Here is a 24,502-nt window from a genome sequence, read left to right on the forward strand (position 1 = left end):
ACAGGAGAAATAACCGATGTCGACCAACATGCAGACCGTGCGGGCCTCGTACGAGGCTTTCCATCGCCGCGACCTGCCCGGCGTGCTCGCGGCGCTCGCGCCGGACGTGCTGTGGACCCACCCGGACGGCATGGGCCCGTACGGGCTCGGCGGAACGAAGCGGGGCCACGACGAAGTGATCGCCTTCATCAGGCACGTGCCGACGCACATCGCCGAGATGCGGCTTGCGCCGGAGGAGTTCATCGAATCCGGCGACCGGATCGTCGTGCTCGGCACGCGCGGCGTCACCGCCGTCAACGGGCGCAGCGCGACGCTGAAGTTCGTGCACGTGTGGAAGTTCGTGAACGGCAAGGCGGTCACGTTCGAAGATCATTTCGACACGGCGGAAATGATCAAGCTGATCACGGCTTGATCGTCCCGGCTCGCGCGGGCGGCGGCGCGTGCCGTCGGCCCGCGTCGGTTCGCCGCGCGGCCGCGCGAGACCAGGGCGACGAGCACATTCCCATTTCGAAACAAGGAGAAGCTGCATGGCGAAAGTGGATGCGAGCCCGGCGCCGCACACCGCGATATTGCAGATGATCATCGGGAAATGGCACGCGCAGGCGCTGTACGTCGCGGCCGAGCTGGGCATTGCCGATCTGCTGGCGGAGAAGGAACGGACGGCGGCCGAGCTGGCCGCCGCGACGGACACTCATCCGGAAGCGCTATATCGCGTGCTGCGCGCACTCGGCGATCTGGGCGTTTTCGTCGAAGGGGACGGGCGGCGTTTCAGCAACAGCCCGCTCGGCGAAACGCTGCGGTGCGACGTGCCGGGCTCGATGCGCGGGTTCGCGCGCATGGCGGGCATGGACGTGGGCTGGAAGGCGTGGGGCGGGCTGCTCTACAGCGTGAAGACCGGCCGAAGCGCGTTCGAGCACGTAGTGGGCGGGCCGGGCTTCGAATACATCGATTCGCACCCGGAGGTCGCGCAGATCGTCAACGACGCGATGACGAGCGTCAGCGAACTCGAATCGCCGCCGGTGGCGCGCGCGTACGATTTCTCCGGAGCCCGAACGATCGTCGACGTCGGCGGCGGTCACGGCCTGCTGCTGGCGACGCTGCTCGCCGCGAATCCGCAGGCAAGAGGCGTGCTCTTCGAGCTGCCGCATGCTTGCGACGGCGCGCGGCGGCTGTTCGCGAAGCACGGGCTGACCGACAGGGTCGAGGTGGTCGCGGGCGACGCGAGCAAGTCGGTCGACGCGCAGGGCGACGTCTACGTGATGAAGCACGTCATCTGCGATTGGGACGACGAACAGGCGATCCGGATCATGACGAACTGCGCGGAAGCGATGCCGTCGGGAGGCAAGCTTCTGCTCGTGGAGGCCGTGCTCACGCCGCCCGGCGAGCCGCATTTCGCGAAGCTCCACGATCTGGAAATGCTCATCATGAGCTCGGGCGGGCATGCGCGCACGGCCGGCGACTACCGGCGGCTCTATGAGGCGGCCGGATTGTCGATGACGGCCGTTCATCCGACCGAAGGCATGCATAGCGTCATCGAGGGCGTCAAACGGTGACGTGGGCGGCAGGGCACGCCGATCGGCGGCGCGCCCTGCCTTGCCGCGCCGCGCCTTGCCGCGCCGCGCCTTGCCTCGTCGCCGTGACGTCCGCCGACGAGGATTCGCGCCCGACGGCCGATGGCATGTTCACGCGCGCGCATCCGGCGCGCGGCGATCGACCGGATCGGGGCGGCGCCGCGCGCAGGCTCGGCGGCGAACGGCGATCGCCGGGCCCGACGCCGCGGACACAGCGTTCATGTCGCGCCGATTGGCCGCCGCGCGCACGGAAAGGAACGGGCGGCAACGATCGATGCGCGCGCGGCGCACGTTCGCCTTCGCGCGCGGCGCGTCGCGCGATGCATCGAAGCCGCCCGCCGCGCCGCGCGAGTTGCGCGAGTCGCGCCAATCCCGTCAAGTCACCTTGCCGCGCAGATAAGCCGACAGGTGTTCGGCTCCCGTCACGAGAAAGAACGTGATGATCAGCAGCAGCGACACGGTCTGATACTGGAACAGATTCATCGCGGTCAGCAGATGAAAGCCGATGCCGCCCGCGCCGACGAAGCCGAGCACGAGCGACGAACGCAGGTTCTCGTCGAAGCGGTACAGCGTGATGCCGAGCAGCGACGGCAGCACGCCCGGCACGACGGCATGCGTGAAGACCTGCAGGCGGCTCGCGCCCGTGAGCGTCAGCGCTTCGACAGGGCCCATGTCCATGTCCTCGATGACTTCCGAGAAAAGCCGCCCGAGCATGCCGACCGAATGCACGGCCAGCGCGAGCGCGCCCGGGAACGGGCCGAGGCCGACCGCCGTCACGAACAGCAACGCCCACACGAGATCCGGCACGACCCGCGTGACGCCGATCAGCGAGCGCGCGGCAAGGTACAGCGGCCGCGCCGGCGTGACGTTGGCGGCGGCGAGAATCGCGAGCGGAAACGCGAAGACGACGCCGCAGACGGTGCCGAACATCGCGACGTCCACCGTCTCGATCACCGCCCACAGGCTCGATTCGAGCTTGCCGAAGTCGGGCGGCATCGATCGCGACAGGATGTCGAGCATGCCGTGCACGCCGGTGACGAGATCCTGGGGGCGCGCCTCGACGACATAACAGGCCTGCGCGAACAGCGCGACGCCGAGCAGCGCCGCGACGAACAGGGCGGCGGGCCGCGCCTCGCGCGCGCCCGGCCGCGGCGCGCAGCGCACGCTGTGGTTCATCGTATGGCTCATTGCGGCTCCGATGCGTAGAGGCGGGCCACCCTCGCGGGATCGACGGACGCGGCGGCATCGTCGAACACGACCTCGCCCTGGCGCAGGCCGATCAATCGGTCCGCATAGCGTTGCGCGAGCGCCGGCTGATGCAGCACGCAGACGATAGCGATGCCGTCTTCGGACGTGAGCCGGCGCAGCAGCCGCATGACTTCCTCGGCCGCCTCGGGGTCGAGGCTCGCGAGCGGCTCGTCGGCGAGCAGCACCTGCGGCCGCTGCGCGAGCGCGCGGGCCACGGCGACGCGCTGCGCCTGACCGCCCGACAGCGTGCTCGCGCGCTGCCGGGCGAGATGCAGCAGGCCGACTTCGTCGAGGAAAGCGCGCGATGGCTCGACCTCGGCGCGCGGCACACGGCCGAACGCGGTTTCCCACGTGCGGTAGCGGCCGAGCGCGCCGGTGCACACGTTGGCGAGCACGCTGCGGCGCTTCACGAGGTTCGCATGCTGCGAGATCAGCGCGATCGGCAGTCTCGCCACGCGCAGCGTCTCGCCGGACAGGCCGGCGAGATTGCGGCCGGCGATTTCGATCGTGCCGCTCGTCGGCCGGTTGAGGCCCGCGACGCATTTCAGGAACGTCGACTTGCCGCAGCCGTTGCTGCCGAGGATCACGGCGAACTCGCCCGCGCGGACGGATAGATCCAGCTCGCGCAGCGCGAGATGCCCGTTCGGATAGCGCATCGACAAGCCGCGCACCGCGAGCTTCGTCTCTGCGCCGGACACGGCGCGCGGCGGCATCGCGGAAATGGGAGCGAACGACATGGGCGCGTGTCCGAGCGCATCGATGGAGGGCGTTCCGACAGGCAGGTTCATAGCTTGCTCAAGTCGATGTTCAGCATCGAAACGAGGCTGCGAATCACGTCATACGCAGCGTCCGTCTGCGGCGCGGTACGCAGCGCCGGCCCCAGCGCTGCGGCGATGAACTTCTGCGTGCCCGGCGACAGCTCGTGGAAATCCAGATTGCTCAGTACCTCGGTCAGTCTGGCCTTGACGTTCGCCGGCAGATCGCCGCGGATCGCGATCGGATCGATTGGAATCGGTTCGGACTGCCACAGTGTCACGAACGCTGCCGGGTCGTACTGATTGCTGAGCTTCGCGCTCGCGATTTGCGAGCTGTTCAGCTCGCCTGCCTTCACCTTGCGATTGCGCAGCGCCTCGTACGACGCGGTGTGACTGCCGGCGTAGAGCGCGCGCACGTCGGCGTGCGGATCGATGCCGGCTTTCTTCAGGCCGAATGCCGGGAACAGGTGCCCGGACGTGGACGCCGGGTCCGAAAACGCGAACGATTGCCCCTTGACGTCCGCGAGCGTCTTGATGCCGGAGCCGGGCCACGTGACGATCGACGCGGTGTAGGTCGCGGCCCGGCCGTCCTTGCCGGCGAACGTCGCAACCGCTTCGGCGCGCGCGATCTTGTTGGCGAGCACGTAGCCGAGCGGACCGAATTCGGCGATGTCGAGCTTGCCCGCACGCATCGCCTCGATCTCGGCGTTGTAGTTCGTCGCGATCGACAACTGCACCGGGCAACCGGTTTTCCTGGCGATCAGGTCCGCGATCTCCTTGTACGCGGGCTGCAGCAGCGCGGTGGCTTCGTAGGGAACGACGCCGAAGCGGATCGTGCCGCCGCTCGGGCACACGGGTTCGGCATGTGTCGCGCCGACCGAGACGCAGAGCGATGCGGCGGCCGCCGCGAGGATTGTCGAGAGTTTCAATTTGCGCTCCAAAGGATGCGGTGATCAGGGGCGAGCAATCGATGAAAGTTAGGGTGACTATCGATCCGGATTGGTTTGCCGTTCAGGATGACGAACCGACGAACCGACGAACCGACGAACCGACGAACCGACGAACCGACGAACCGACGAACCGACGAACCGACAAACCGACCGACGGCCGCGTTACTGCGCCGTAGTCGCTTCGCCGGACCGCAGCGCGCTCGTCAATCCGCCTGCGGCGGCGCGCTGCGGATACCGCGTGGAAAATACATGGCGGCCTGCGCTCCAGGTGTTCGTCACCACCGGCCAGCGCTCTTCGAACGACACCGATACGAGATCCGCCCGCGCGCCGAGCGCGATGCGGCCGCGATCGGCGAGGCCGCAGGCGTCTGCGGGATTGCGCGTGACGAGCGCGATCGCCGACGGCAGGTCGAGCTGCGCTTGATCGGCGGCGATGAACGCGGCCACGACGAGCGCCGACGGCTGATAGTCCGAACACAGACAGACGGATTTGCACGCGCGGATCGCGTCGATCGCGCGCATCGAGCCGCTCTGGCTCTTGCCCCGCAGCACGTTCGGCGCGCCGAAGAGCGCCGGCAGCCCGAGCTCGGCGGCCGCGCGGGCGGTTGCTTCGTTGGTCGGGAATTCGGTCATCCGCACGCCCAGGCGCTTCATCGCGGCGACGCGCGCGGCCGAATCGTCGTCGTGGCTCGCCGTCGGCACGCCGGTGCGCTGCGCGTGCGCGAGCAACGCCGACATCCGTTCGTTCGCGCCTGCCTGCGACGCGAGCTTCTCGGCCGCGATCGCATGCGCCGCGCCGCGCTCGATCCGGTGATTGCCCGTCAGATAATCGATGTACGCATCGAGCGTGCGGAACTGGCCCTGGCCCGGAGAGTGGTCCATCACCGACAGCAGGTCCACGACGCCTTCGTCGAGCAGCCGATGCAGCAACGGCGCGGCGGCCGCGTCGGTCACTTCGTAGCGGCAATGAATGCGGTTGTCGACGAGCCCGCTGCGTCGGAACGCGGCGACCGCGCGCACCAGCGCCTGCGCGGTGTCGTTGTCCCGCACGCCGGCGTCGGCGCTCGCGAACGAGATCGCGTGAAAAGGCGTGGTGATGCCCGCCGCCGCGTTGCGGCGATCGATCTGCGAGGCCGCGAAGTCGAGCGGGAACAGCACGCGCGCACGCGGCTCGGCTTCCTTTTCGATTGCGTCGCAGTGCAGATCGACGAGCCCCGGGATCAGCGTGTGCCCCGTCAGGTCGGCGTGCGCGGCGCCGCTTGCACCGTCCGGCTCGATCGCGACAATGCGGCCATGCTCGACGAGGATCGCGCTGTCGTCGAGCACCGCGTCGGGCAGCACGACGCGCGCGCCCGTCAGATAAGTCCTGTTCGTCATGATCGGCTCCGGTGATCAGCCAGGTTGCGCGGCGTCGGCCGCGTTGCGTTGCGGCGGCTGCGACGGGGCTCGCGCGCCGGGCGAATGCGGTTGCGTTGCGGTGTCCGGCGCGTTCATGGCGAGCGTTCGCGTGCCGACTGCTTCGCGCACCGCGCGATCGTGAAAGATGCCGATCAGGCAGCGGCCGGCCGCGCACGCGTCGCGCATCAGCTCGATCACGATCGCGGCGTTCTCGGCGTCGAGCGATGCGGTCGGTTCGTCGAGCAGCAGGATCGGCTGCTCGCCGATGAAGCCTCGCGCGATGTTCACGCGTTGCTGCTCGCCGCCTGAGAACGTCGCGGGCGGCAGATGCCACAGTCGGCCGGGTAGCCGCAACCGCTCGAGCAGCGCTGCGGCGCGCGCCTCGGCCTCCGGGCGGCTCGCGCCGCGCTGAAGCAGCGGCTCGGCGACGACGTGCAGCGCGCCGATGCGCGGAATCGCGCGCAGGAACTGGCTGACGTAGCCGATCGCGATTTGCCGCGCGTGCAGCACCGCCTGCTCCGACGCGCCGACGAGCTCGAGCCACGGCGCGTTCGCCGGGGCCGTCGCGCTCGCGGGCATGCGGATGCGGATGCTGCCTTCGGTCGGCAGATAGTTGCCGTACAGGCAGCGCAGCAGCGTGCTCTTGCCGGCCCCCGAGGGCCCGGACAGGATCAGGCAGTCGCCCGCGGCCGCGTCGAGATCGACGGAATCGAGCACGGGCAGGCGCACGCCGCCCTGGTTGTGCAGCGTGAACGTCTTGCCGAGCCCGCGCACGCTGATCATCGTGGTGGTGTCTGTCATGGTCAGTTTTGCAGCATCGAGGAGACGAGCAATTGCGTGTACGGGTGTTGCGGATCGTCGAGCACCTGATCGGTGAGCCCGCTCTCGACCACCTCGCCGCCCTGCATCACGAGCGTGCGGTGCGCGAGCAGCCGCGCGACCGCCAGATCGTGCGTGACGACGATCGCGGCGAGCCCCATTTCGTTGACGAGCTGGCGCAGCAGATCGAGCAGGCGGGCCTGCACGGAGACGTCGAGCGACGCCGTCGGCTCGTCCATGAAAACGAGGCGCGGGCGCGTGACCAGATTGCGCGCGATCTGCAGCCGCTGTTGCATGCCGCCCGAGAAGGTCGTCGGCGCGTCGTCGAGGCGGCCGACGTCGATTTCCATCTTGTCGAGCCATTGCGTGGCCGTCGCGCGCAGCTCGCCGTAATGGCGCTGCCCGATCGACATCAGGCGCTCCGCGATGTTGCCGCCCGCGCTGACCTGCATGCGCAGGCCGTCCCGCGCGTGCTGCCGGACGAAGCCCCAGTCGGTGCGCGCGAGCAGCCGCATGCGCGCGCCGGCGAGCGCCGCGAGATCGACGAGCCCCTGGCCCGGCCGATCGTAGTGAACGGAGCCGGACTGCGGCGCGATTTGCGCGGACAGCGCGTCGAGCAGCGTGGTCTTGCCCGAGCCGGATTCGCCGACGATGCAGAGCACTTCGCCCGGATGGAGCTCGAAGCTCACGTCGCGAAAGCCGTGAACGCCGTCCCAGGTCTTGGTCAGGCCGCGCACGGACAACAACGGGCGGGCGTTCATGCGGCGTCCTCCTTGGCTTGCTTCGCTTGCTGCGACACGGTTCGCTCCGCGCAATATTCGCTATCCGAACAAACGAACTCGCGCGTGCCCTGATCGTCGACGATGATCTCGTCGAGGTAGCTCTTGTCCGAGCCGCAGATCGCGCAGCGCTGTTCCCATTTCTCGACCGTGAACGGATGGTCATCGAAGTCGAGGCTCTTGACCGGCGTGTACGGCGGCACCGCGTACACGCGCTTCTCGCGCCCGGCGCCGAACAGCATCAGCGCCGGATTGCGGTCGAGTTTCGGGTTGTCGAACTTCGGGATCGGCGACGGACGCATCATGTAGCGTCCGTTGACGACCACCGGGTAGTCGTATGTCGTCGCGATGTGGCCGTATCGCGCGATGTCCTCGTAGAGCTGAACGTGCATCGCGCCGTATTCGGCGAGCGCGTGCATCGTCCGGGTTTCCTTCTCGCTCGATTCGAGCCAGCGCAGCGGCTCCGGAATCGGCACCTGGAACACGAGGATCTGGCCTTCGGCGAGCGGCGTTTCCGGCACGCGGTGGCGCGTCTGGACGATGGTGGCGTCGCGCGTGCGCTCGGTCGTCGCGACGCCGGCGACCCGGCCGAAGAAGCGGCGGATGTTGACCGCGTTGGTCGTGTCGTCGGAGCCCTGGTCGATCACCTTGAGCACGTCGTCTTCGCCGATGATCGATGCGCTCACCTGAATGCCGCCCGTGCCCCAGCCGTAGGGCAACGGCATCTCCCGGCTGCCGAACGGCACCTGATAGCCGGGGATCGCGACCGCCTTCAGCAGCGCGCGGCGCAGCATGCGCTTCGTCGCTTCGTCGAGGTAGCCGAAGTTGTAGTGCGGATCGCGTTCGACTTGCATGTCTGTCGTCATGCCGATACTCCGTGAGGCGTCATCGCATCGGCGTCGGCGTGCGCGCTTGCGTTCGCGTCTTGCGCCTCGCGTGTTTTGCTCACGTCGCTCACGTCGCGCACTTCGCGTATCTCGTCGGCGCGCGGCGCGCACTCGGCCGAGCCGCCCGCGGCCGCGGCCGCGGCGTCTTCGTGCGCGCGTTGCGCGTTCAGCCGCCGCAGCAATTCGAGCTGCGCCTGGAAGTCGACGTGATGCGGCAGCTTCAGATGCTGCACGAAGCCCGACGCTTCGACGTTGTCGCTGTGGTAAAGAACGAATTCCTCGTCGTTAGCGGGCGACTCCGCGCTTTCGCCGAGCTCGACGGCGCGCATCGCGCGATCGACGAGCGCCATCGCCATCGCCTTGCGCTCGCTGTAGCCGAACGCGAGCCCGTATCCGCGCGTGAAGCATGGCGCGTGCGCAGCGTTGCCGCCGAAGTCGTTCACCATCTGGCACTCGGTGATGTCGATCTCGCCGACGGTGACCGTGAAGCCGAGCTCCGGCAGCTCCATTTCGACTTCGACGCTGCCGAAGCGGATCTCCGCGACGAACGGGTGCGTATTGCCGTAGCCGCGCTGGGTCGAATAGCCCATCGACAGCAGGAAGCCTTCGTCGGCGCGCGCGAGGTTCTGCAGGCGGGCCGCGCGATCGGCCGGGAGCTGCATGGCCTCGCGCGTCAAATCGACGGGAGCGGGGTCGCCCGGCGCGGGCGCGTCGCGTTCGATCAGGCCGTCGCGTTCGAGCAGCGCCGCGATGCCGGGCATGTGTCCGCACATCTGCGCGGGCATCGACGCGCGCTCCGCGCATGCTTCGCCATCCGAAGCGATGCAGCCGGGATGCGTGGCGGCCGGATCGCGCGCGGCTTCGAGCGAGAAGTCCAGAAGCCGCTGCGTGTAGTCGTAGGTCGGCCCAAGCAGTTGGCCGCCCGGCACGTCCTTGAACGTCGACGAGATCCGACGCGAAACCGCCATGCGGCCCGTGTCGATGGGCTCCGCGTACGCGAAGCGCGGCAGCGTGGTCCGGTACGCGCGCAGCAGGAAGATCGCCTCGATCAGATCGCCCGCCGCCTGCTTGATCGCGAGCGCGGCGAGACGGCGATCGTAGAGCGACCCTTCCGCCATCACGCGCGACACCGCGAGCGGCATCTGCGCGACGATCTGCCCGATCGTCAGCTCCGGAATCGACGGATCGCCGCGCCGGTATTCTTCGAGCATCCGGTACGACTGCAAGATGGCTTTTTCGCCGCCCTTGACCGCTACGTACATGTCAGTTCTCCACGACGATGGTGCGCGGCAGGCCGCAAAGCGCGTTGCCGCAGACGAGGAAGACGTCGACGCCGAGCGGAAACCGCTCGTGGTTGACGCGCCATTGCGCCCAGAAGCCGTCGGGCAGCCCCGCGACGGCCAGCGCCTGCTCGTCGAGGATGCCGGGGCCGCGCAGCGTCACCGCGTCGCCTTCGCCGAGCGCGGTCACTTCGATCAACAGCGTCGTCGAGCGGTCCGGGTAGGCCGGGTCGCCTTGCGCGCAATCCGCGAGCTTCGGCATCGCGCATGCGGCCGGCACCGCGGCGAACGTCGCGTGCGCGGGCGCCTTTGCAAACGTGCATGCGTTGTGAAAGCGCAGGAAGCGGTGAATCTCGTCGTCGGCCTCGGCGGGCAGCCACAGCGGCGCGTCCGCGTCGGCGAGCGTGAGCAACAGCGCCGTCATCGCGGGCGAGAGCCCTTCGGGGACGCCGCACGCGTGCTCGGCGCCGAGTGAACGGATGCGTCCCGGATGGGCGAGCGCGGCGAGCGCGGCGCGGAACGTCGATTGCGCGCCGCGCACCGGATCGGCGAATGCGGGCAGCAGGCCCGGCGATGCGGGGCGCGGCATCACGGCGGCGACGGCGGCGGTGTCGGTATCGAGCGTCATGTCATTCGTCTCCGCGCGACAGCGTGAAGAAATCGACGCGCGTGCGGCTCACGTCCGCCGCATGCCGGGCGCGCCGCGCGGCGCGCGATGCGGCGAGCGGCGCGACCACGCTTTCCCGGACGCGCGCATGCCACGCCGGCGACTGCATCAGCGCGTCGACGAGCGCCGCCTGCTCGGCGTGCCGCGCGCTGCGCCCTTGCACGTAGGCGATGCCGACCACGCCCTCCGGGAGAGACAGCGCGCACCGCGTGACCGTCATTTCGCCGAGATTGAAGCGCGCGCCGGTGCCGCCGGCGCGCCCCTGAACCATCGTCATGCCGATTTCCGGCGACCGAACCCAGCGATAGGCCGGCAGCTCGGCGCTGTCCGCGAGCGCGCGCATCGCGCGATCCAGCTCGTCCGATTCGGCGAGCGCGAGCACGCGCAGCCAGTCGGCGCGCAGCCGCTCGTCGGGTTTCGGGGCGGGGCGAATGTCGGGAGCGTTTCGCATTGCTTTCGGATTCTCCATGGTGCGTCGAGGTGTTCCCATGTTTGCCCGCAGCGCGCGGCCGCCGCCGTGACGGCTCGCCGGCGGATCGCCGCGCATCGGCATGCGACACCCGGCCGAAGTCGTAGAAAATGTCTATACCAACTGGTTTAGACAAGTTGATTGGCGACCATTGCAGCAAAGTGCGGTGAAGGTTTCGTGACGGCCGCCGATGTGATCGAAAATGTTCGCCGTGTCGGGGAGGCGAGGCTTGCTCGCGTGGAATTGCATAGAATCGTCCGATCCGATATCGTCCCGAAGAACTTCCGACTCAAGAGTGCTCATGGAACGCCGTTCAGGTATCGCAGTATGGCGACAGATAGGTGAATCGCTGGCAGAGGAAATCCGGACCAATCGCTACATGCCGGGCACGTTACTGCCGTCCGTGTCGGATCTGGCCGCGCGTTACGACGTGAACCGCCACACGATCATGCGCGCGATCGCGGAACTCCAGCAGCACGGGCTCGTGCGCGTGGAGCGCGGCCGCGGCACTTTCGTCGAGTCGAGCATGCTTCAGTATCCGATCGGCAAACGCACGCGCTTCACCGAAACGCTGCGCCGGCAGGGCGTGCTGGGGTACGTGACGCTCGTCCAGTCCGACGTGATCAAGGACGCGGACATCGCGCGCCATCTGAAGCTGCCCCGCACGGCGAAGCTTTTGCACATTCGCGTGCTCGGCAAGGCCGAGAAAACGACGATCAGCCTTTCCGACAACTACTTCGAACAGAAGCGCTTCCCGGATTTCGCGGATATCCTGCGCGAGACGCATTCGATCTCCGCGGCGTACGCGCGCTACGGGATTGACGACTACGTCCGGCAATGGTCGAAGGTCACGGCGCATCTGCCGGAGCCGGACGTCGCGCGGCTGCTGGAGCAGTCGCGGCTGCGGCCGATTCTGCAAGTCGAGGCGCTGAATACGGACCTGAAGGGCGCGCCGCTGCAGTACACGCTGGGAAGCTTCGTCGGCGACGGCGTGGAGCTGCTGATCGGCGAGGAATGAGCGGCGAGCGCGCGAACGGATATGGCGTGCTCGTGCGTGGCGGATGGGTATCGAGTTCGGTGATTCGATAGGTTGTCTAGACTGGCCTATCTAGACATCTTGGTGTCATCGTCGCCCGCTAAACTGCCCCGCATGAGTCATTTGCTCAGCGAGGTGCCGCAGATGAAGGACGATTCGTTGACGACTGCAATCGCGCGCGGCGCCGACCGCACGGCGTCCCGGCTGGCAGGCATCGTCGGCCGCCGGGTGCTGACGCGCTCCGGCATCGAGGCGGCGCGCATCGCCTTCGCGGGCGAACGCATCGCCGACGTGCATGCGGCGAGCCGCGACGATGCGCCGCCGTCCGCTGCCGATTTCCTGAACGCCGGCAATCTTCTGGTGCTGCCGGGCATCGTCGATCTGCACGGCGACGCGTTCGAGCGGGTCGTCATGCCGCGGCCGAACGTCAGCTTCGATTATCGCCACGCGCTCTACGATACCGACAGGCAGCTGCTCGCCAACGGCATCACGACCGAGTTCCACGGCGTGACGCTGTCGTGGGAGGGCGGATTGCGCGGCGCGGCGTACGCGGAGCGCATGTTCGACGCGCTGGCGCGCCACCGCGACGTGCTCGGCGCGCATCACTACGTGCACCTGCGCTTCGAAGCGCACAACGTCGCCGACGTTGCGCTCGCCTGCGAATGGATTCGCGCCGGCCGCGTGCAGTTCGTCGCGCTCAACGATCACTTGCCCGAGATGGTCAAGCGCTTGGGCAATGCGCGCAAGCTCCAGCACTATGCGGACCGCGCGCAGTGCGACGTCGACGCATTCTGCGAGCGCGTTCGCGCCGCACAAGCGGCGGCGGATGCCGTGCCCGCGTCGGCGGCGCGGCTCGTTCGGGCCGCGCTCGACGCGGGATTGCGCGTGGCTTCGCATGACGATCCGAATCCGGAGGTGCGCCGCCGTCATCATGCGATGGGGTGCAGCATCGGCGAATTCCCGTTGACGGTGGAGACCGCGATGACCGCGCGCGAGCTCGGCGACGCGGTGGTGTTCGGCGCGCCGAACGTGGTGCGCGGCGGCAGCCACATGAATGCGCCGAGCTCCTCGGAGATGGTGAAGGCCGGGCTGTGCGACGTGCTGGCTTCGGACTACTACTATCCCGCGCCGATCGCGGCCGCGTTCGAGCTCGCGGCGCGCGGGGCGCTGCCGCTCGCGCACGCGTGGCGTCTGATCTCGTCGAATCCGGCGCGCGCGGCCGGCCTCGACGATCGCGGCGAACTCGACAGACATCTGCGCGCCGACGCGATTCTCGTCGACGACAGCGTGCCCGGCCTGCCGCGCGTGTGCGCGACGATCGTCGGCGGGCGCGTCGCGTACTCGACCGGCCAGTGGGCGATGCGCCCGGCGCGCGACGCCGTGCAGCTCGACGCGGCGTGACGGCGAGGCGAAGAATGCCCGTGAACGATGCCCGCTATGCCGTTTATCTGACGCCGGCCGAGCCGTGGAACGCGCTCGGCAGCCGCTGGCTCGGCCGCGATGCGTTGACCGGCGAACGAATCGAACGGAGCGCGGAGCTCGACGACGCACGTGTCGATGCGTGGACGAGCGGTCCGCGCACCTATGGTTTGCACGCGACGCTCAAGCCGCCGTTCCGGCTCGCCGCCGGCCGCTCGGCAGCCGAGCTCGACGTGGCTGTGCGCGCGCTCGCCGCGCGCATGCGGCCCTTCGCGCTTTCGTTGGAATGGCGGCCGTTGCGCGGCTTTCTCGCATGGCGCCCCGCCGATGAGTCCGTCGAGCGCGGGCCGCTGCAGGCGCTCGCGGACGCGTGCGTGCGCGAACTCGACGGCTTTCGCGCGCCGCAGCCCGCGACGGATGTCGAGCGCCGGCGCGCCGCGGGCCTCACGCCGCGCGAGGAAGCGCACCTCGTTCGCTGGGGATATCCGTACGTGTTCGACACGTTCGCGTTCCACATCACACTGACGAATCAACTGGATACGGCGTCGGCGGACGCCGCGACGAACGCGTTCGCGCGGCTCGCCGCGCGTCACGGGTGCGCCGCCGCGCTCGATGCCGTATCGATGAACGTGCGCGACGTGTCGATTTTCGTGCAGCCCGCGCCCGACCGGCCGTTCGTCGTCGCGCGCCATTACGGCTTCGACGGTTCGACGCGCGACGGCGCGGGCGCGGCGGCTCTGAAGGATCATCGATGAATGCGACGCAAGTGTCGCGACCGGGCGCGCTCGTCTATCTGACGGGCGCGTCGGGCAGCGGCAAGGACAGCGTGCTCGCGTGGATCGCCGCGCGGCTGACGGCGCGCGACCGGGTCCGCATCGCGCGCCGCTACATCACGCGCGACAGCGGTGCGACCGAGGCGTCGATCGCGCTGTCCGACGCGGAATTCGCGCGCCGCGCCGAGGACGGCCGCTTCGCGATGCACTGGCGCGGCCACGGCCTGTCGTATGGCGTCGGAATCGAGATCGACGCATGGATCGCATCGGGCGACGCCGTGATCGTCAACGGCTCGAGAGCCTATCTGCCGCACGCGAGCGCGCGCTATGCGCAACTGATCGCGGTCGAGCTCGTCGTGTCGACGGATATCCTCGCCGCGCGCCTGTTGCGGCGCGGCCGGGAGGACGCGGCGCGGATCGCCGCGCGCATCGAGCGCGCCCAGCAGGCATTCGCGGTGCCTGACGGCTGCACGATGATCCGGATTCCAAACGACACGACGATCGATGCCGCGGCGTCGGCGCTATTCGCGCTCGCACGCGCGGGCCATGCGCCCGACACGGCCCCGCGAAATGCGGCCCGGACGGCCGGCTCGACGCTTTTACCCGTTCGCGTATGAACGATTCACTTCGCCCGCCGCCGAAGATCGCGGAAACCGTCGTCAGCCCGAGTGCGCGGGTGCGCGACGCGTGCATCGGGCGGCGTTGCGAAATCCTGCACGACAGCGTCGTCGAATATGCGGCGCTCGGCGACTATTCGTACATCGGCGAACGATGCATGATCGCCGACGCCGAGATCGGCCGCTTCTGCGCAATTGCGGCGAACGTGCGCATCGGCGCGCCGAATCATCCGATGGAACGCGCGTCCCAGCATCGCTTCACCTATTGCCCTGAGTATTACTTCGACGACACCGCGCGCGATGCCGCATTCTTCGGCGAGCGGCGCACCGATCGCGTCTTGATCGGCAACGACGTGTGGATCGGCCATGGCGTGATCGTGCTGCCGGGCGTGACGGTGGGCGACGGCGCGGTGCTGGCCGCGGGCGCGGTGGTGAGCCGCGACGTCGCGCCGTACGCCGTCGTCGGCGGCGTTCCGGCGCGGAAGATCCGCGATCGTTTCGCGCGCGACGTCGCGCGCAGGCTGCAAGCCATCGCGTGGTGGAACTGGCCGGACGAGGTGATCCGCGAGCGGCTGGCGGATTTTCAGCACGGCGACGTCGACGCGTTCTGCGCTGCGTGGGGTTGAGCGGCGCGTTCTGCGACGATCGGCGCGCATTCGCCGAACGATTCGACGAGGCCGGTTCCGACGGCGCGACCGGCAACGGCGCGAGAGCCCCGGCAGGGCGCGCCGCGACGCCCGTTCAATCCCCCGATGAATGGGCGTCGAGCTGCGACGGAGTGATCCGGCCCGGTCGGCGGGGGGCGCCGATTGCTCGCGATCATCGGTCGCCTCGATGCGCGGGAGGCAATATGCGGTGCGACCCGCGCGCATCGCGGCGCCGTCCGGCAGTGCGCATCGCATGCCGCTACGATCGACGTCGATGCGCGCGACGGCGAGAGAAAATTCGCACGCTAGCGATTTGTGACCTCGGCCGCCGTCGCGGCGAGATGGGCGGGCGCGACGACGTTCCGGCCGAGCGTCTTCGCGCGATAAAGCGCGGCATCGGCGGCGGCGACGAGCGCTTGCGGCGTTTCGAACGGATTGCCGCTGCTTGCCGCATAGCCCGCGCTGACCGTCACGCAGCCGGGCTCCGTATCGGCGGCGAGGCGCAGGCGTTCGACGGCCTGCCGCGCTTGCTCCGCGATCGTCTGCGCGCCGTGTTCGTCCGTTCCGGGCAGCACGACGGCGAACTCCTCGCCTCCGTAGCGCGCGACGAAATCGGTCGGACGGTTCGCGACGCCGGACAGCGCGGCCGCGACGGCGGCGAGGCACGTGTCGCCTTGCAGATGACCGAACGTGTCGTTGTAGCGCTTGAAATGATCGACGTCGACCATCACGAGCGCGATCGGCAGATTGTGCCGATTCGCGTGGCGAAAGGTTTTTTCGAACTGCTCGTTGAAATAGCTGCGGTTGTACACCATCGTCAGCGCATCGTGCGACGCGGTTCGCACGAGCGATGCGTGCGCGTCGAAGAGCCGACGGTACAGCACGGTCACTTCCCATATGAGCACGCAAACCAGCACGCCCGGCGTGAACATGCTGAAGAGCCGCGCGACGTACCACCCGACGCTGAAGCGCGTGGTGCTCAACAGATTCAGGCTGGTGTCGGTGAAGCAAGCGAGCAGCACGACGACGAGCCAGACGTCGAGCGTCGTTCTCATGCGGCCGATGAACAGCGCGGCCGCGATCGAGCCGAGATTGATCGCCCAGACGACGCTCGCGGCGAGATTGGCGGCGAACAACGCGTTGTCGAGCGACGGATCGAACGGCCCGGGCAGATCGGCGTACAACGCGACAACGCCGAGCGCGATGCCGGATGCGGCCGGCACGCCGATCAACGCCGCCAGCCAGCGGCCGACGTGGCGCGTGCGGTCGAGCCGGTTCGCGAGCCGGTAGCGCGTCAGCAGCGCGATCACGACGAGCAGCGGGAAGCCCGCGTGCCAGAACATCCATATCCATGCCGCGCCGTAACGTCGCGCGCCGAGCAGGCCGGCCGGCGAGAAGACGCCCGGATACGCGAGCAGCTGGAGCGCCACCGTCGTCGCCGCGAACGCGTACGCGCCGGCGAGCGCACCGAGGACGGGGCGACGCATGACGGTGAACTGCGCGCCGAGAAGGAACGCGGCAATGATCGAAGTGGTGAACACCGTCAATGCGCACATCGGCAAGAACGGCGCGATCGCCGGCAGCCGCAGATTCGCGCTCGGCGCGGTGGCCGTGAGCGCGCCCAGCGTCATCAGCCCCATTGCTCCGGCCCCAAGCGTCTGCAAGCGAGACGGGCGTTGTATGAGAAAACCATCCATTGGATCTCCCGAACGCGAAAGCCGGCGCGTCCATCTGGTGGACGGCGAAACGAAGTGCGAAAAGCGGAACTGGAAGGCACCCCGTACGAATGAATTGAATGTTGACGACGCGGTCCGCCGCGACGTTGATTTACTTTAGTCCATTCGGGGTGCATCGTCATTCACGGTGGAGCCGCGCTGAAGCGGTGGGAGGGCAAGGGCATGCGATGGCTGTGCAGACACGCGCCGGTATCGCCGCCGTCGGTTCGCCGCATCGAATTTCGCGAACCGCCAGGGCCGAAAGCCGGCTTATCGCACGCGCTCGCTCGCGATGGGCCTGGTGTGATGAATCGCGTCGGGCATGCTCGTTTGAAGGTTTCGCGGCGCGCCGCGTGTCCGGCGCACGCTCGAATCCCGGCCCGGGGCGACCGATCGACGGGAATCCAAAACAATCCGGCGCGCCGACCGAGACGCTTGCCGACGGCGCTCGCCGATATGGCTCGCCGACGCGGCGATGGCTCGACGCGCGGGTTCCGCCCCGCTGCCGGCGTCAAGGGCAGGACCCCAAAACGGCGGATGAGCGAAATCGTCTTATCATTCGTGGATTGGGCGACGTTCGATCGAGATTGAAGAGAGACGTGCGCGACGTCTCAAACGTTCATTCGGTTTTTCTAGCGATGAGATTCGCCGTTTGCAAGCGCGGCCTCGAAGGCATGCGGAGCGCTCGCGACGGCACGTATCCGACGCAACGGCAACGGCAACGAAGGAGAACGCCATGACTCGACGCTTCGATGCAATCATCATCGGCACCGGTCAATCCGGCCCGCCGCTCGCCGCCCGGTTGTCCGGCGCGGGCATGAAGGTGGCGGTCGTCGAGCGGGCGCGCTTCGGCGGCACCTGCGTGAACACCGGCTGCATTCCCACGAAGACGCTGATCGCGAGCGCATACGCGGCGCATCTCGCGCGGCGCACGGACGAATACGGCGTCGCGATAGGCGGGCCGGTCACGGTCGACATGAAGAAAGTGAAGGCGCGCAAGGATCGGATCTCCGGGCGCTCGAACCACGGTGTCGAACAATGGGTGCGCGGCCTCGAGAACGGCACGGTCTATCAGGGGCACGCCCGTTTCGAGAGCGCGCGTTCGGTGCGCGTCGGCGACGAGCTGCTGGAAGCCGGCCGGATCTTCATCAACGTCGGCGGGCGGGCGCTGATTCCGCCGATGCCCGGACTCGAGCAGGTGCCCTATTTCACCAACTCGACGATGATGGACGTGGACTTCTTGCCCGAGCATCTGATCATCGTCGGCGGCAGCTACGTGGGGCTCGAGTTCGGTCAGATGTACCGCCGCTTCGGATCGCGCGTGACGATCGTCGAGAAAGGCGCGCGGCTGATCAGGCGCGAGGACGAGGACGTGTCGCAGGCGGTGCGGGACATTCTGGAGAGCGAAGGGATCGACGTACAGCTCGGTGCCGATTGCCTGAGCGTGCGGCGCGACGCGGGCAACGTGGTGGTCGGGCTCGATTGCGCGGCCGGCGCGCGAGAAGCGACGGGCTCGCATCTGCTGCTCGCCGTCGGGCGCGTGCCGAATACCGACGATCTCGGGCTGGAGAAGGCCGGCGTCGAAACCGACGCGCACGGCTACGTCAACGTGGACGAGCAGTTGCGCACCAACGTGGAAGGCATCTGGGCGCTGGGCGACTGCAACGGTCGAGGCGGATTCACGCATACGTCTTACAACGACTACGAGATCGTCGCGGCCAATCTGCTCGACGACGATCCGCGCAAGGTGTCGGATCGCATCCCTGCCTATGCGATGTTCATCGATCCGCCGCTCGCCCGCGTGGGAATGACGCAGGACGAGGCGGCGCGTTCGGGGCGCCGGTTGCTGGTCGGCACGCGGCCGATGACGCGCGTCGGACGCGCGGTGGAAAAAGGCGAGAGCCTCGGTTTCATGAAAGTGATCGTCGACGCGGAGAGCCGCGCGATTCTCGGCGCGTCGATTCTCGGCGTGACGGGCGATGAAGTCGTGCATTCGCTGCTCGACGTGATGTATGCGAAAGCGCCGTACACGACGATCAGCCGCGCGATGCACATTCATCCGACCGTGTCGGAGCTGGTGCCGACGCTGCTACAGGATTTGCGTCCGCTGGCGTAGAGAAGGGGAGGGGACGCGCGTGCGGGCGCGGCGCCGCACGCGATCGCGTAATCGGATGATCGCGCGATCTCGAGTGATCAAGCGTTCGGCCGCCGTTCGACGCCGATCGCTTCGCCATTTCCGGGTGCTGAAGCGAGATGTCGCGCACGGCGCGTGCGAACGCCGCCGTTCGGAAGTCGGAACCGGATTCGGCCGGGGCGCGCATGTCCGCTGCCGCGATCGAACGACGGACGAACCGGCGCGCGGCACGACGCGCCGCGCGAGCACGCGCCGGCGGCACGCCGGCCTCATTCAGGCATCCGTCGTACTGTCGCGCGCACCGCCGCCGCTCGCTCGGCCCGGAAGAATCAATGCGAGCTCCAGCCCTTGTAGCGCTTCGCGTTGTCGCGCGTGACGAGCGTCGGTTCGAGCAGGATCATCGCATTCGCGGGCTTGTGTCCGTTCATCACCCCATAGCCGACCGACACCGCCTTCTTCGCCATCGCGAACGGGTCCTGGCTCGACGACGCCTGCACCTGCGTGTCGCTCTGGAGTGCGGTTTCGATATCGGGTGCGCCGTCCACCGACGTGATCACGATGCCGGTGCGATGCAGTTGCTTCGCGGCGAGGTCGCTGCCGATCGCCTGCGGATCGTTGATCGCGAATACGCCGTCGACTTTCGGAAAGCGCGTCAGGTAGCCCTGCATTGCGTTCATTCCGCCTTCGCGCGAGCCCTTGCCGTCCTGGTCGCTCGACAGCAGCTTGAGGCCCGGATTCTTCGCGAGCACCGCCTTGCAGCCGTTCACGCGATCGATGACGGCCGACACTTGCGGGCCGTTCTCGATGATCACGTTGCCCTTGCCGTCGAGCTTCTTCGCGAGGTAGTCGCATGCGAGCTCGCCAGCCTTCACGTTGTTCGTCTGCACGGTCGCATCCGCGCCGGACGCCGCGACGTCGACCGCGATCACCGCGATGCCGGCCGCCTGCGCCCGGCGCACGGCGGGCTCGATCGCTTTCGGATCGGCGGCGTTCAGCAGGATCATATCGACGTGGGCCGAGATGAAGTTGTCGATCTGCGTGAACTGCTTGTTCAGGTCGTAGTCGGCGGAGACCGCGGTGACTTTCGCGTTCGGATTGAGCTCCTTCGCCTGCGCCTGCGCGCCTTTCACGACGGTGACGAAGTACGGATTGCCGAGCGAGCCGACGGTGATGCCGATCGACTTGAGCGGCTTGTCGCCCGCGTGCGCGGCGCACGCCGCGAACGCGAGCGCGCACGCGGCGCCGGTCTGAACGAGCTTGTGTTTGATCTCCGACATGTCGTTGTCTCCGTATGGTCCGTGATGGAGGGCGCGCACGAGGACCTGCGCGCGCGCCGCATGGCGTCTCGATGCGTCAGGTGCGGGCCGATTCGTGCTGGCGGTAGCGGTCGAGCGCGACCGCGCCGATGATCACGAGCCCCTTGATGATGTATTGCCAGATGTCGGACACGCCGAGCAGCACGAGGCCGTTCGACAGCACCGCGATGATCAGCGCGCCGATCAGCGTGCCGACGATCGAGCCGACGCCGCCGACGAAGCTCGTGCCGCCGAGGATCACCGCGGCGATCGCGTCGAGTTCGTACGACTGGCCCAGCTGCAAGCCGTTCGCCGCATAGAGCCGTGCGGCCGACATCAGCGCGCCCAGGCCGGCGAGCAGGCCCGAGCTAGCATAGACGAACAGCTCGATGCCGCGCACGTTGATGCCCGACAGCCGCGCGGCTTCCGGATTGCCGCCGACCGAGTAGATCCGCATGCCGAGCACCGTGCGGCGCAGGATGAACCACGAGATCGCGACGACGGCGAGCGCGATCACGATGAGCCACGGCACGCCGAGAATCGAGCCGTTGCCGATGAACGCGAACGGCAGTTGCGGATTGAAGATCGTCGTATCGTTGCCCATCAGGCGCGCGACGCCGCGCACGGCCGTCAGCGCACCGAGCGTGACGATGAAGGGCGGCAGGCGCAGGAACGAGATCAGCACGCCGTTGACGACGCCGAACGCGAGCCCCACGAGAAGCGCGGCGGGAATCCCGAGCCAGCCCCAGCCGGGAAGGTTCGACGCGATCAGCGACGCGACGGCGGCGGCCGCGAGCACCGAGCCGACCGACAGATCGATGCCGCCCGTTAGGATCACGAACGTCATGCCGGCGGCGAGCACGATGTTGATCGACGCCTGCTGCGTGACGATCGACAGGTTCTGCAGCGTGAAGAAGCCGTCGGTCATGAAGCCGAAGCCGACGCACAGGAGCACGAGAACGGGCAGCATGCCGGCCGTGCGCATCAGCGCCTGCATCCGCGCGCGGTGGTCGGCGGCGCGCCGCGGCGCGCGGTCCGGCGCCGCGCCGGCCGGCGCGGAGGCGATCTCGCTATGCTTCATCTGATGGGTCATGGCGATAACCTGAGGGTGAGAGGACAAGGCGACGGCGGCCGCTCAATGCGCGGCCGCCGTTTCGGTGCGTGAGCCGGTGGCGAGCGCGATGATCGCCTCCTGCGTGATCGGCGCACCCGTGTGTCCGCCGAGCTCGCCGGCAATCGTGCCTTCACGCATCACGAGCACGCGGTCGGCCACGCCGATGATCTCCGGCAGCTCGCTCGAGATCACGATCACGCCGACGCCTGCGCGCGCGAGATCGTTGATGATCCGGTAGATCTCCGATTTCGCGCCGATGTCGACGCCGCGCGTCGGTTCGTCGAGGATCAGCACGCGCGGCTTCGTCTCGAGCAACCGCGACAGCAGCACTTTTTGCTGGTTGCCGCCCGACAGCGCACCGACGTTGACGTTCGCGTGCGGCACGCGAATCGACAGCGCGGCGATCGCGTCGCGCGCGCGCTGCGCGCCGCGCGCGAGATCGAGCGCGCCGAGGCGCGCGTCTCGCCCGCAGACCGAGATGTTGATGTTGTCGCGCACGCTCATGTCGAGGAAGAGGCCCTGGCGCTTGCGATCCTCGGTCAGATAGACGAGCCCGGCGTCGATCGCGTCGCGCGGCGAATGCGCGCCGAAGCGCTTGCCGTCGAGCTTCACTTCGCCGCGCACGCGCGGCTCGGCACCGAACACGAGGCGCGCGAGCTCGGTGCGGCCCGCGCCGACAAGGCCCGCGATGCCGAGCACCTCGCCCGCGTGCAGATCGAGGCTGCAGCCGCGCACGCGGCCGCCGTCCGCGACGTCGCGCACCGACAGCAGCAGATTGCCGGGATCGTACGGCGCATGCGTTTTTTTGTAGAACCCCGAAATATCGCGGCCGACCATCATGCCGACGAGCCGCTCGGCCGACAGCGAATCGCGCTCGAGCGTGCCGACGTACGCGCCGTCGCGCAGCACCGACACGCGGTCGGAAAGCTCGTAGATCTCCGCCATCCGATGGCTGATGTAGATGATCGCGAGCCCTTCGGCGCGCAGTTGCCGAATCAGCCGGAACAGGTTCTCGGTCTCGCGCGACGACAGCGGCGTCGTCGGCTCGTCCATCACGAGAATGCGCGCCTTCGTGTGAACGGCGCGCGCGATCTCGACGAGCTGCTGCTCGGCGATCGACAGCGTGCCGACGAGCGTGTCCGGCCCGAAGTTCGCGCCGAGCCGTTCGAGCACGTCCCGGCAGCCGCGCGCCATCGCGGCGCGATCGATCGTGCCCCAGCGGTGGTTGCCGCGGCGCAGCTCGCGCCCGACGTAGATGTTCTCCGCGACGGTCAGATTCGGTGCGAGGCACAGCTCCTGGTAGATCACGGCGACGCCCGCATCGCGCGCGGCGAGCGGCCCGTCGACGGCGACGCGCGCGCCGTCGATCAGGATTTCGCCGCCGGGATCGGCCTGATACGCGCCCGACAGAATCTTGATGAGCGTCGATTTGCCGGCGCCGTTTTCGCCCATCAGCGAATGAATCTCGCCCGCATGCACGGCGAGGCTCACGTCGGCAAGCGCACGCACGGCGGGGAACGTCTTGCTGATGCCGCGCATCTCGAGCAGCGGGCGCGACGGTTCAGAACGCCGCATATCTGGCCTCCTGCGATTCCACGCCGGCGCCTCGGAGGATGCCGGCGCGCGGGGAGAAGTTGAAGAACATCGGCAGCGTCGCGGCACCGATCGCGCCGGCGTCCGGGCCGAACGAGCCGCGCACCAGCGCGGGTGTGCCGCGCGCTTCCGGCGCGAGCGCCGCTAGCGCGGCGTGCAGGCGCGCGATCAGCGTGCCGATCAAACCCGCGTCGATGTCGGCGTCGAGCACGACGACGGGTGATTCGAGCACGGCGAGCGCCGCGCGCAGCGCGGGCGCGAGCGCGTCGACGCAATCGTCGATCCATTCGTCGACGGCCTTCGCCCCGCGCGCGATGCAAGCTTCGAGATCCGCGCGGCTCTCGACTTTTTCGCCGCAGTAGCGCAGATGCCGGACGAGCCCGTTGAGCGACGCGCGCGTGATCAGGATGTCCCATGCGCCGCGCGGCTTCGGCACCGAAGGCAGGCGGCTCGGCGGCACCGGCATCATCGCGAAGTCGCCCGCGTTGCCGGTGACGCCGCGCAGGCAGTCGCCGTCGATCGCGATGCCGCCGCCGATCGCGGGGCCGAGGAACAGGTAGACGAAATCGTCGCGTTGCCGTCCGCAGCCGTAGAACAGCTCGGCGATCGCGGCGGCGTTGCCGTCGTTTTCGCTGAAGACGGGCAGCGCGATCGCGCGATCGAGCTCGCGCGCGAAATCGACTTCGGCCCACGCGCCGAACGCATCGGCGGGCAGGTCGATCTCGCGCAGCCAACTGCCGAGGTTGTATGGCTGCGCGACGCCGACGCCCGCGAGCCGCTCGCGCTCGTGCGGAGCAAGCAGCCGCTGCATCGCGGCGACGTCCTGCTTGACGATCTCGAGCACCGTGGCGGGCGGCGGGAGCAGCGTGTCGTGCGAGCGGCGGCCGATCACGTCGCCGGCGAAGTTGACGAGCGCCGTCTCGATGCGCATCCGGTCGAGGCGCACGCCGATCCCGAATGCGCCGCGCGGGTCGAGCCGGATCAGCGACGCGGGCTGGCCGCGCTGGCCTTCGGCGCGGCGGCCGGCGAACTCGATGAGCTTTGCTTCGGCAAGCGAAGCGATGATGCTGCCGACCGCGGTGCCCGTCAGATTGGCGAGCCGCGCGAGATCGGCCTTCGACGCGCTGCCCGCGCGCCGGAGCGCCCTCAGCAGAAGGCGCTCGTTGTAGCGGCGCACGTTGGCCGAGTTGCTGCCCTGGCCGATATGCGGACTCCTCATGATTTCTCCTCCGGGTTGGCACGGTTCGCCCGAGGTTAAATAAATCAGCTTGATTTATTTAACCTCGGGATGTCGGGCGTGTCTGCCTAGGGAAATCCCGAGGGTTGATGCGGGGAG

At 68.4% G+C, this 24,502-nt stretch carries 24 protein-coding genes; 9 read left to right on the forward strand and 15 right to left on the reverse strand.

Annotated features, from left to right (window positions below):
- The first annotated feature begins 16 nt into the window (after window positions 1-16).
- A complete protein-coding gene (locus tag WS91_RS26960; protein WP_038745922.1) occupies window positions 17-412 on the forward strand; it encodes a nuclear transport factor 2 family protein in 396 nt (131 codons plus the stop codon).
- A 115-nt stretch (window positions 413-527) separates the two neighbouring features.
- On the forward strand, window positions 528-1,553 hold the full coding sequence (locus WS91_RS26965; protein WP_038745924.1) for a methyltransferase: 1,026 nt from the start codon (window positions 528-530) through the stop codon (window positions 1,551-1,553).
- A 393-nt stretch (window positions 1,554-1,946) separates the two neighbouring features.
- Here WS91_RS26965 and phnE read toward each other — a convergent pair whose 3' ends face one another.
- From phnE to phnG, 10 genes are all read right to left on the reverse strand, one after another.
- Window positions 1,947-2,759, reverse strand: coding sequence for a phosphonate ABC transporter, permease protein PhnE (phnE, locus tag WS91_RS26975; protein WP_059671357.1), 813 nt, complete (start codon window positions 2,757-2,759; stop codon window positions 1,947-1,949).
- Window positions 2,756-3,556 carry a phosphonate ABC transporter ATP-binding protein gene (gene phnC, locus WS91_RS26980; protein ID WP_226377268.1) on the reverse strand — a complete coding sequence of 267 codons (801 nt, stop codon included), beginning with the start codon at window positions 3,554-3,556 and terminating at the stop codon, window positions 2,756-2,758. The genes phnE and phnC overlap by 4 nt, the downstream gene beginning before the upstream one ends.
- 47 nt (window positions 3,557-3,603) lie before the next feature.
- Window positions 3,604-4,503, reverse strand: coding sequence for a phosphate/phosphite/phosphonate ABC transporter substrate-binding protein (locus tag WS91_RS26985; RefSeq protein WP_059671437.1), 900 nt, complete (start codon window positions 4,501-4,503; stop codon window positions 3,604-3,606).
- A 183-nt stretch (window positions 4,504-4,686) separates the two neighbouring features.
- A complete protein-coding gene (locus tag WS91_RS26990; protein ID WP_059576809.1) occupies window positions 4,687-5,901 on the reverse strand; it encodes an alpha-D-ribose 1-methylphosphonate 5-triphosphate diphosphatase in 1,215 nt (404 codons plus the stop codon).
- A 15-nt stretch (window positions 5,902-5,916) separates the two neighbouring features.
- The gene (gene phnL / locus WS91_RS26995; protein ID WP_226377269.1) at window positions 5,917-6,723 is read right to left on the reverse strand and encodes a phosphonate C-P lyase system protein PhnL; all 807 of its coding nucleotides are present in this window, start codon (window positions 6,721-6,723) and stop codon (window positions 5,917-5,919) included.
- Window positions 6,724-6,725: 2 nt separating this feature from the next.
- Window positions 6,726-7,502, reverse strand: coding sequence for a phosphonate C-P lyase system protein PhnK (gene phnK, locus WS91_RS27000; RefSeq protein WP_059671358.1), 777 nt, complete (start codon window positions 7,500-7,502; stop codon window positions 6,726-6,728).
- The gene (locus tag WS91_RS27005) at window positions 7,499-8,386 is read right to left on the reverse strand and encodes an alpha-D-ribose 1-methylphosphonate 5-phosphate C-P-lyase PhnJ (protein WP_059576804.1); all 888 of its coding nucleotides are present in this window, start codon (window positions 8,384-8,386) and stop codon (window positions 7,499-7,501) included. Before WS91_RS27005 ends, phnK begins: the two co-directional genes overlap by 4 nt.
- Window positions 8,383-9,669: a carbon-phosphorus lyase complex subunit PhnI gene (locus WS91_RS27010; protein WP_059671359.1), complete on the reverse strand. Its 1,287-nt coding sequence runs from the start codon at window positions 9,667-9,669 to the stop codon at window positions 8,383-8,385. The genes WS91_RS27005 and WS91_RS27010 overlap by 4 nt, the downstream gene beginning before the upstream one ends.
- Window position 9,670: 1 nt before the next feature.
- The gene (gene phnH / locus WS91_RS27015) at window positions 9,671-10,315 is read right to left on the reverse strand and encodes a phosphonate C-P lyase system protein PhnH (RefSeq protein WP_059576798.1); all 645 of its coding nucleotides are present in this window, start codon (window positions 10,313-10,315) and stop codon (window positions 9,671-9,673) included.
- Between the two features lies 1 nt (window position 10,316).
- On the reverse strand, window positions 10,317-10,805 hold the full coding sequence (gene phnG, locus WS91_RS27020; protein WP_059577022.1) for a phosphonate C-P lyase system protein PhnG: 489 nt from the start codon (window positions 10,803-10,805) through the stop codon (window positions 10,317-10,319).
- A gap of 319 nt (window positions 10,806-11,124) precedes the next feature.
- Between phnG and phnF the strand changes: the two genes are divergently transcribed.
- From phnF to WS91_RS27045, 5 genes are all read left to right on the forward strand, one after another.
- Complete coding sequence (gene phnF, locus WS91_RS27025) at window positions 11,125-11,841, forward strand: phosphonate metabolism transcriptional regulator PhnF (protein ID WP_038745938.1); 717 nt, start codon at window positions 11,125-11,127, stop codon at window positions 11,839-11,841.
- A gap of 162 nt (window positions 11,842-12,003) precedes the next feature.
- Window positions 12,004-13,260 carry an alpha-D-ribose 1-methylphosphonate 5-triphosphate diphosphatase gene (locus WS91_RS27030; protein ID WP_059671438.1) on the forward strand — a complete coding sequence of 419 codons (1,257 nt, stop codon included), beginning with the start codon at window positions 12,004-12,006 and terminating at the stop codon, window positions 13,258-13,260.
- Between the two features lie 14 nt (window positions 13,261-13,274).
- Entirely contained in the window at window positions 13,275-14,033 is a 759-nt protein-coding gene (locus tag WS91_RS27035) for a DUF1045 domain-containing protein (protein WP_038745940.1), read from the forward strand.
- Window positions 14,030-14,668 carry a phosphonate metabolism protein/1,5-bisphosphokinase (PRPP-forming) PhnN gene (gene phnN / locus WS91_RS27040; protein WP_038745942.1) on the forward strand — a complete coding sequence of 213 codons (639 nt, stop codon included), beginning with the start codon at window positions 14,030-14,032 and terminating at the stop codon, window positions 14,666-14,668. The genes WS91_RS27035 and phnN overlap by 4 nt, the downstream gene beginning before the upstream one ends.
- A complete protein-coding gene (locus WS91_RS27045; protein ID WP_059671360.1) occupies window positions 14,665-15,294 on the forward strand; it encodes a DapH/DapD/GlmU-related protein in 630 nt (209 codons plus the stop codon). The genes phnN and WS91_RS27045 overlap by 4 nt, the downstream gene beginning before the upstream one ends.
- 326 nt (window positions 15,295-15,620) lie before the next feature.
- On the opposite strand, the gene WS91_RS27050 is transcribed toward WS91_RS27045, so the two are convergent.
- Window positions 15,621-16,955, reverse strand: coding sequence for a sensor domain-containing diguanylate cyclase (locus WS91_RS27050; RefSeq protein WP_231752107.1), 1,335 nt, complete (start codon window positions 16,953-16,955; stop codon window positions 15,621-15,623).
- Between WS91_RS27050 and WS91_RS37640 the strand changes: the two genes are divergently transcribed.
- Window positions 16,837-17,151, forward strand: coding sequence for a hypothetical protein (locus WS91_RS37640; protein WP_226377338.1), 315 nt, complete (start codon window positions 16,837-16,839; stop codon window positions 17,149-17,151). The two genes, WS91_RS27050 and WS91_RS37640, sit on opposite strands and share 119 nt — an antisense overlap.
- A 615-nt stretch (window positions 17,152-17,766) precedes the next feature.
- A complete protein-coding gene (locus WS91_RS27055; protein ID WP_059671361.1) occupies window positions 17,767-19,146 on the forward strand; it encodes an FAD-containing oxidoreductase in 1,380 nt (459 codons plus the stop codon).
- A gap of 347 nt (window positions 19,147-19,493) precedes the next feature.
- Here WS91_RS27055 and WS91_RS27060 read toward each other — a convergent pair whose 3' ends face one another.
- From WS91_RS27060 to WS91_RS27075, 4 genes are all read right to left on the reverse strand, one after another.
- On the reverse strand, window positions 19,494-20,441 hold the full coding sequence (locus WS91_RS27060; RefSeq protein WP_038745950.1) for an ABC transporter substrate-binding protein: 948 nt from the start codon (window positions 20,439-20,441) through the stop codon (window positions 19,494-19,496).
- Window positions 20,442-20,517: 76 nt separating this feature from the next.
- On the reverse strand, window positions 20,518-21,552 hold the full coding sequence (locus tag WS91_RS27065; RefSeq protein ID WP_059644759.1) for an ABC transporter permease subunit: 1,035 nt from the start codon (window positions 21,550-21,552) through the stop codon (window positions 20,518-20,520).
- Between the two features lie 42 nt (window positions 21,553-21,594).
- Window positions 21,595-23,148 (reverse strand): sugar ABC transporter ATP-binding protein, encoded by a 1,554-nt coding sequence (locus tag WS91_RS27070; protein WP_059576773.1) that lies wholly within the window; start codon window positions 23,146-23,148, stop codon window positions 21,595-21,597.
- On the reverse strand, window positions 23,135-24,385 hold the full coding sequence (locus WS91_RS27075; protein WP_038745956.1) for an ROK family protein: 1,251 nt from the start codon (window positions 24,383-24,385) through the stop codon (window positions 23,135-23,137). The genes WS91_RS27070 and WS91_RS27075 overlap by 14 nt, the downstream gene beginning before the upstream one ends.
- Window positions 24,386-24,502 lie beyond the last annotated feature (117 nt).

The organism is Burkholderia sp. MSMB1498, assembly GCF_001526245.1.
Taxonomy (GTDB): domain Bacteria; phylum Pseudomonadota; class Gammaproteobacteria; order Burkholderiales; family Burkholderiaceae; genus Burkholderia; species Burkholderia savannae.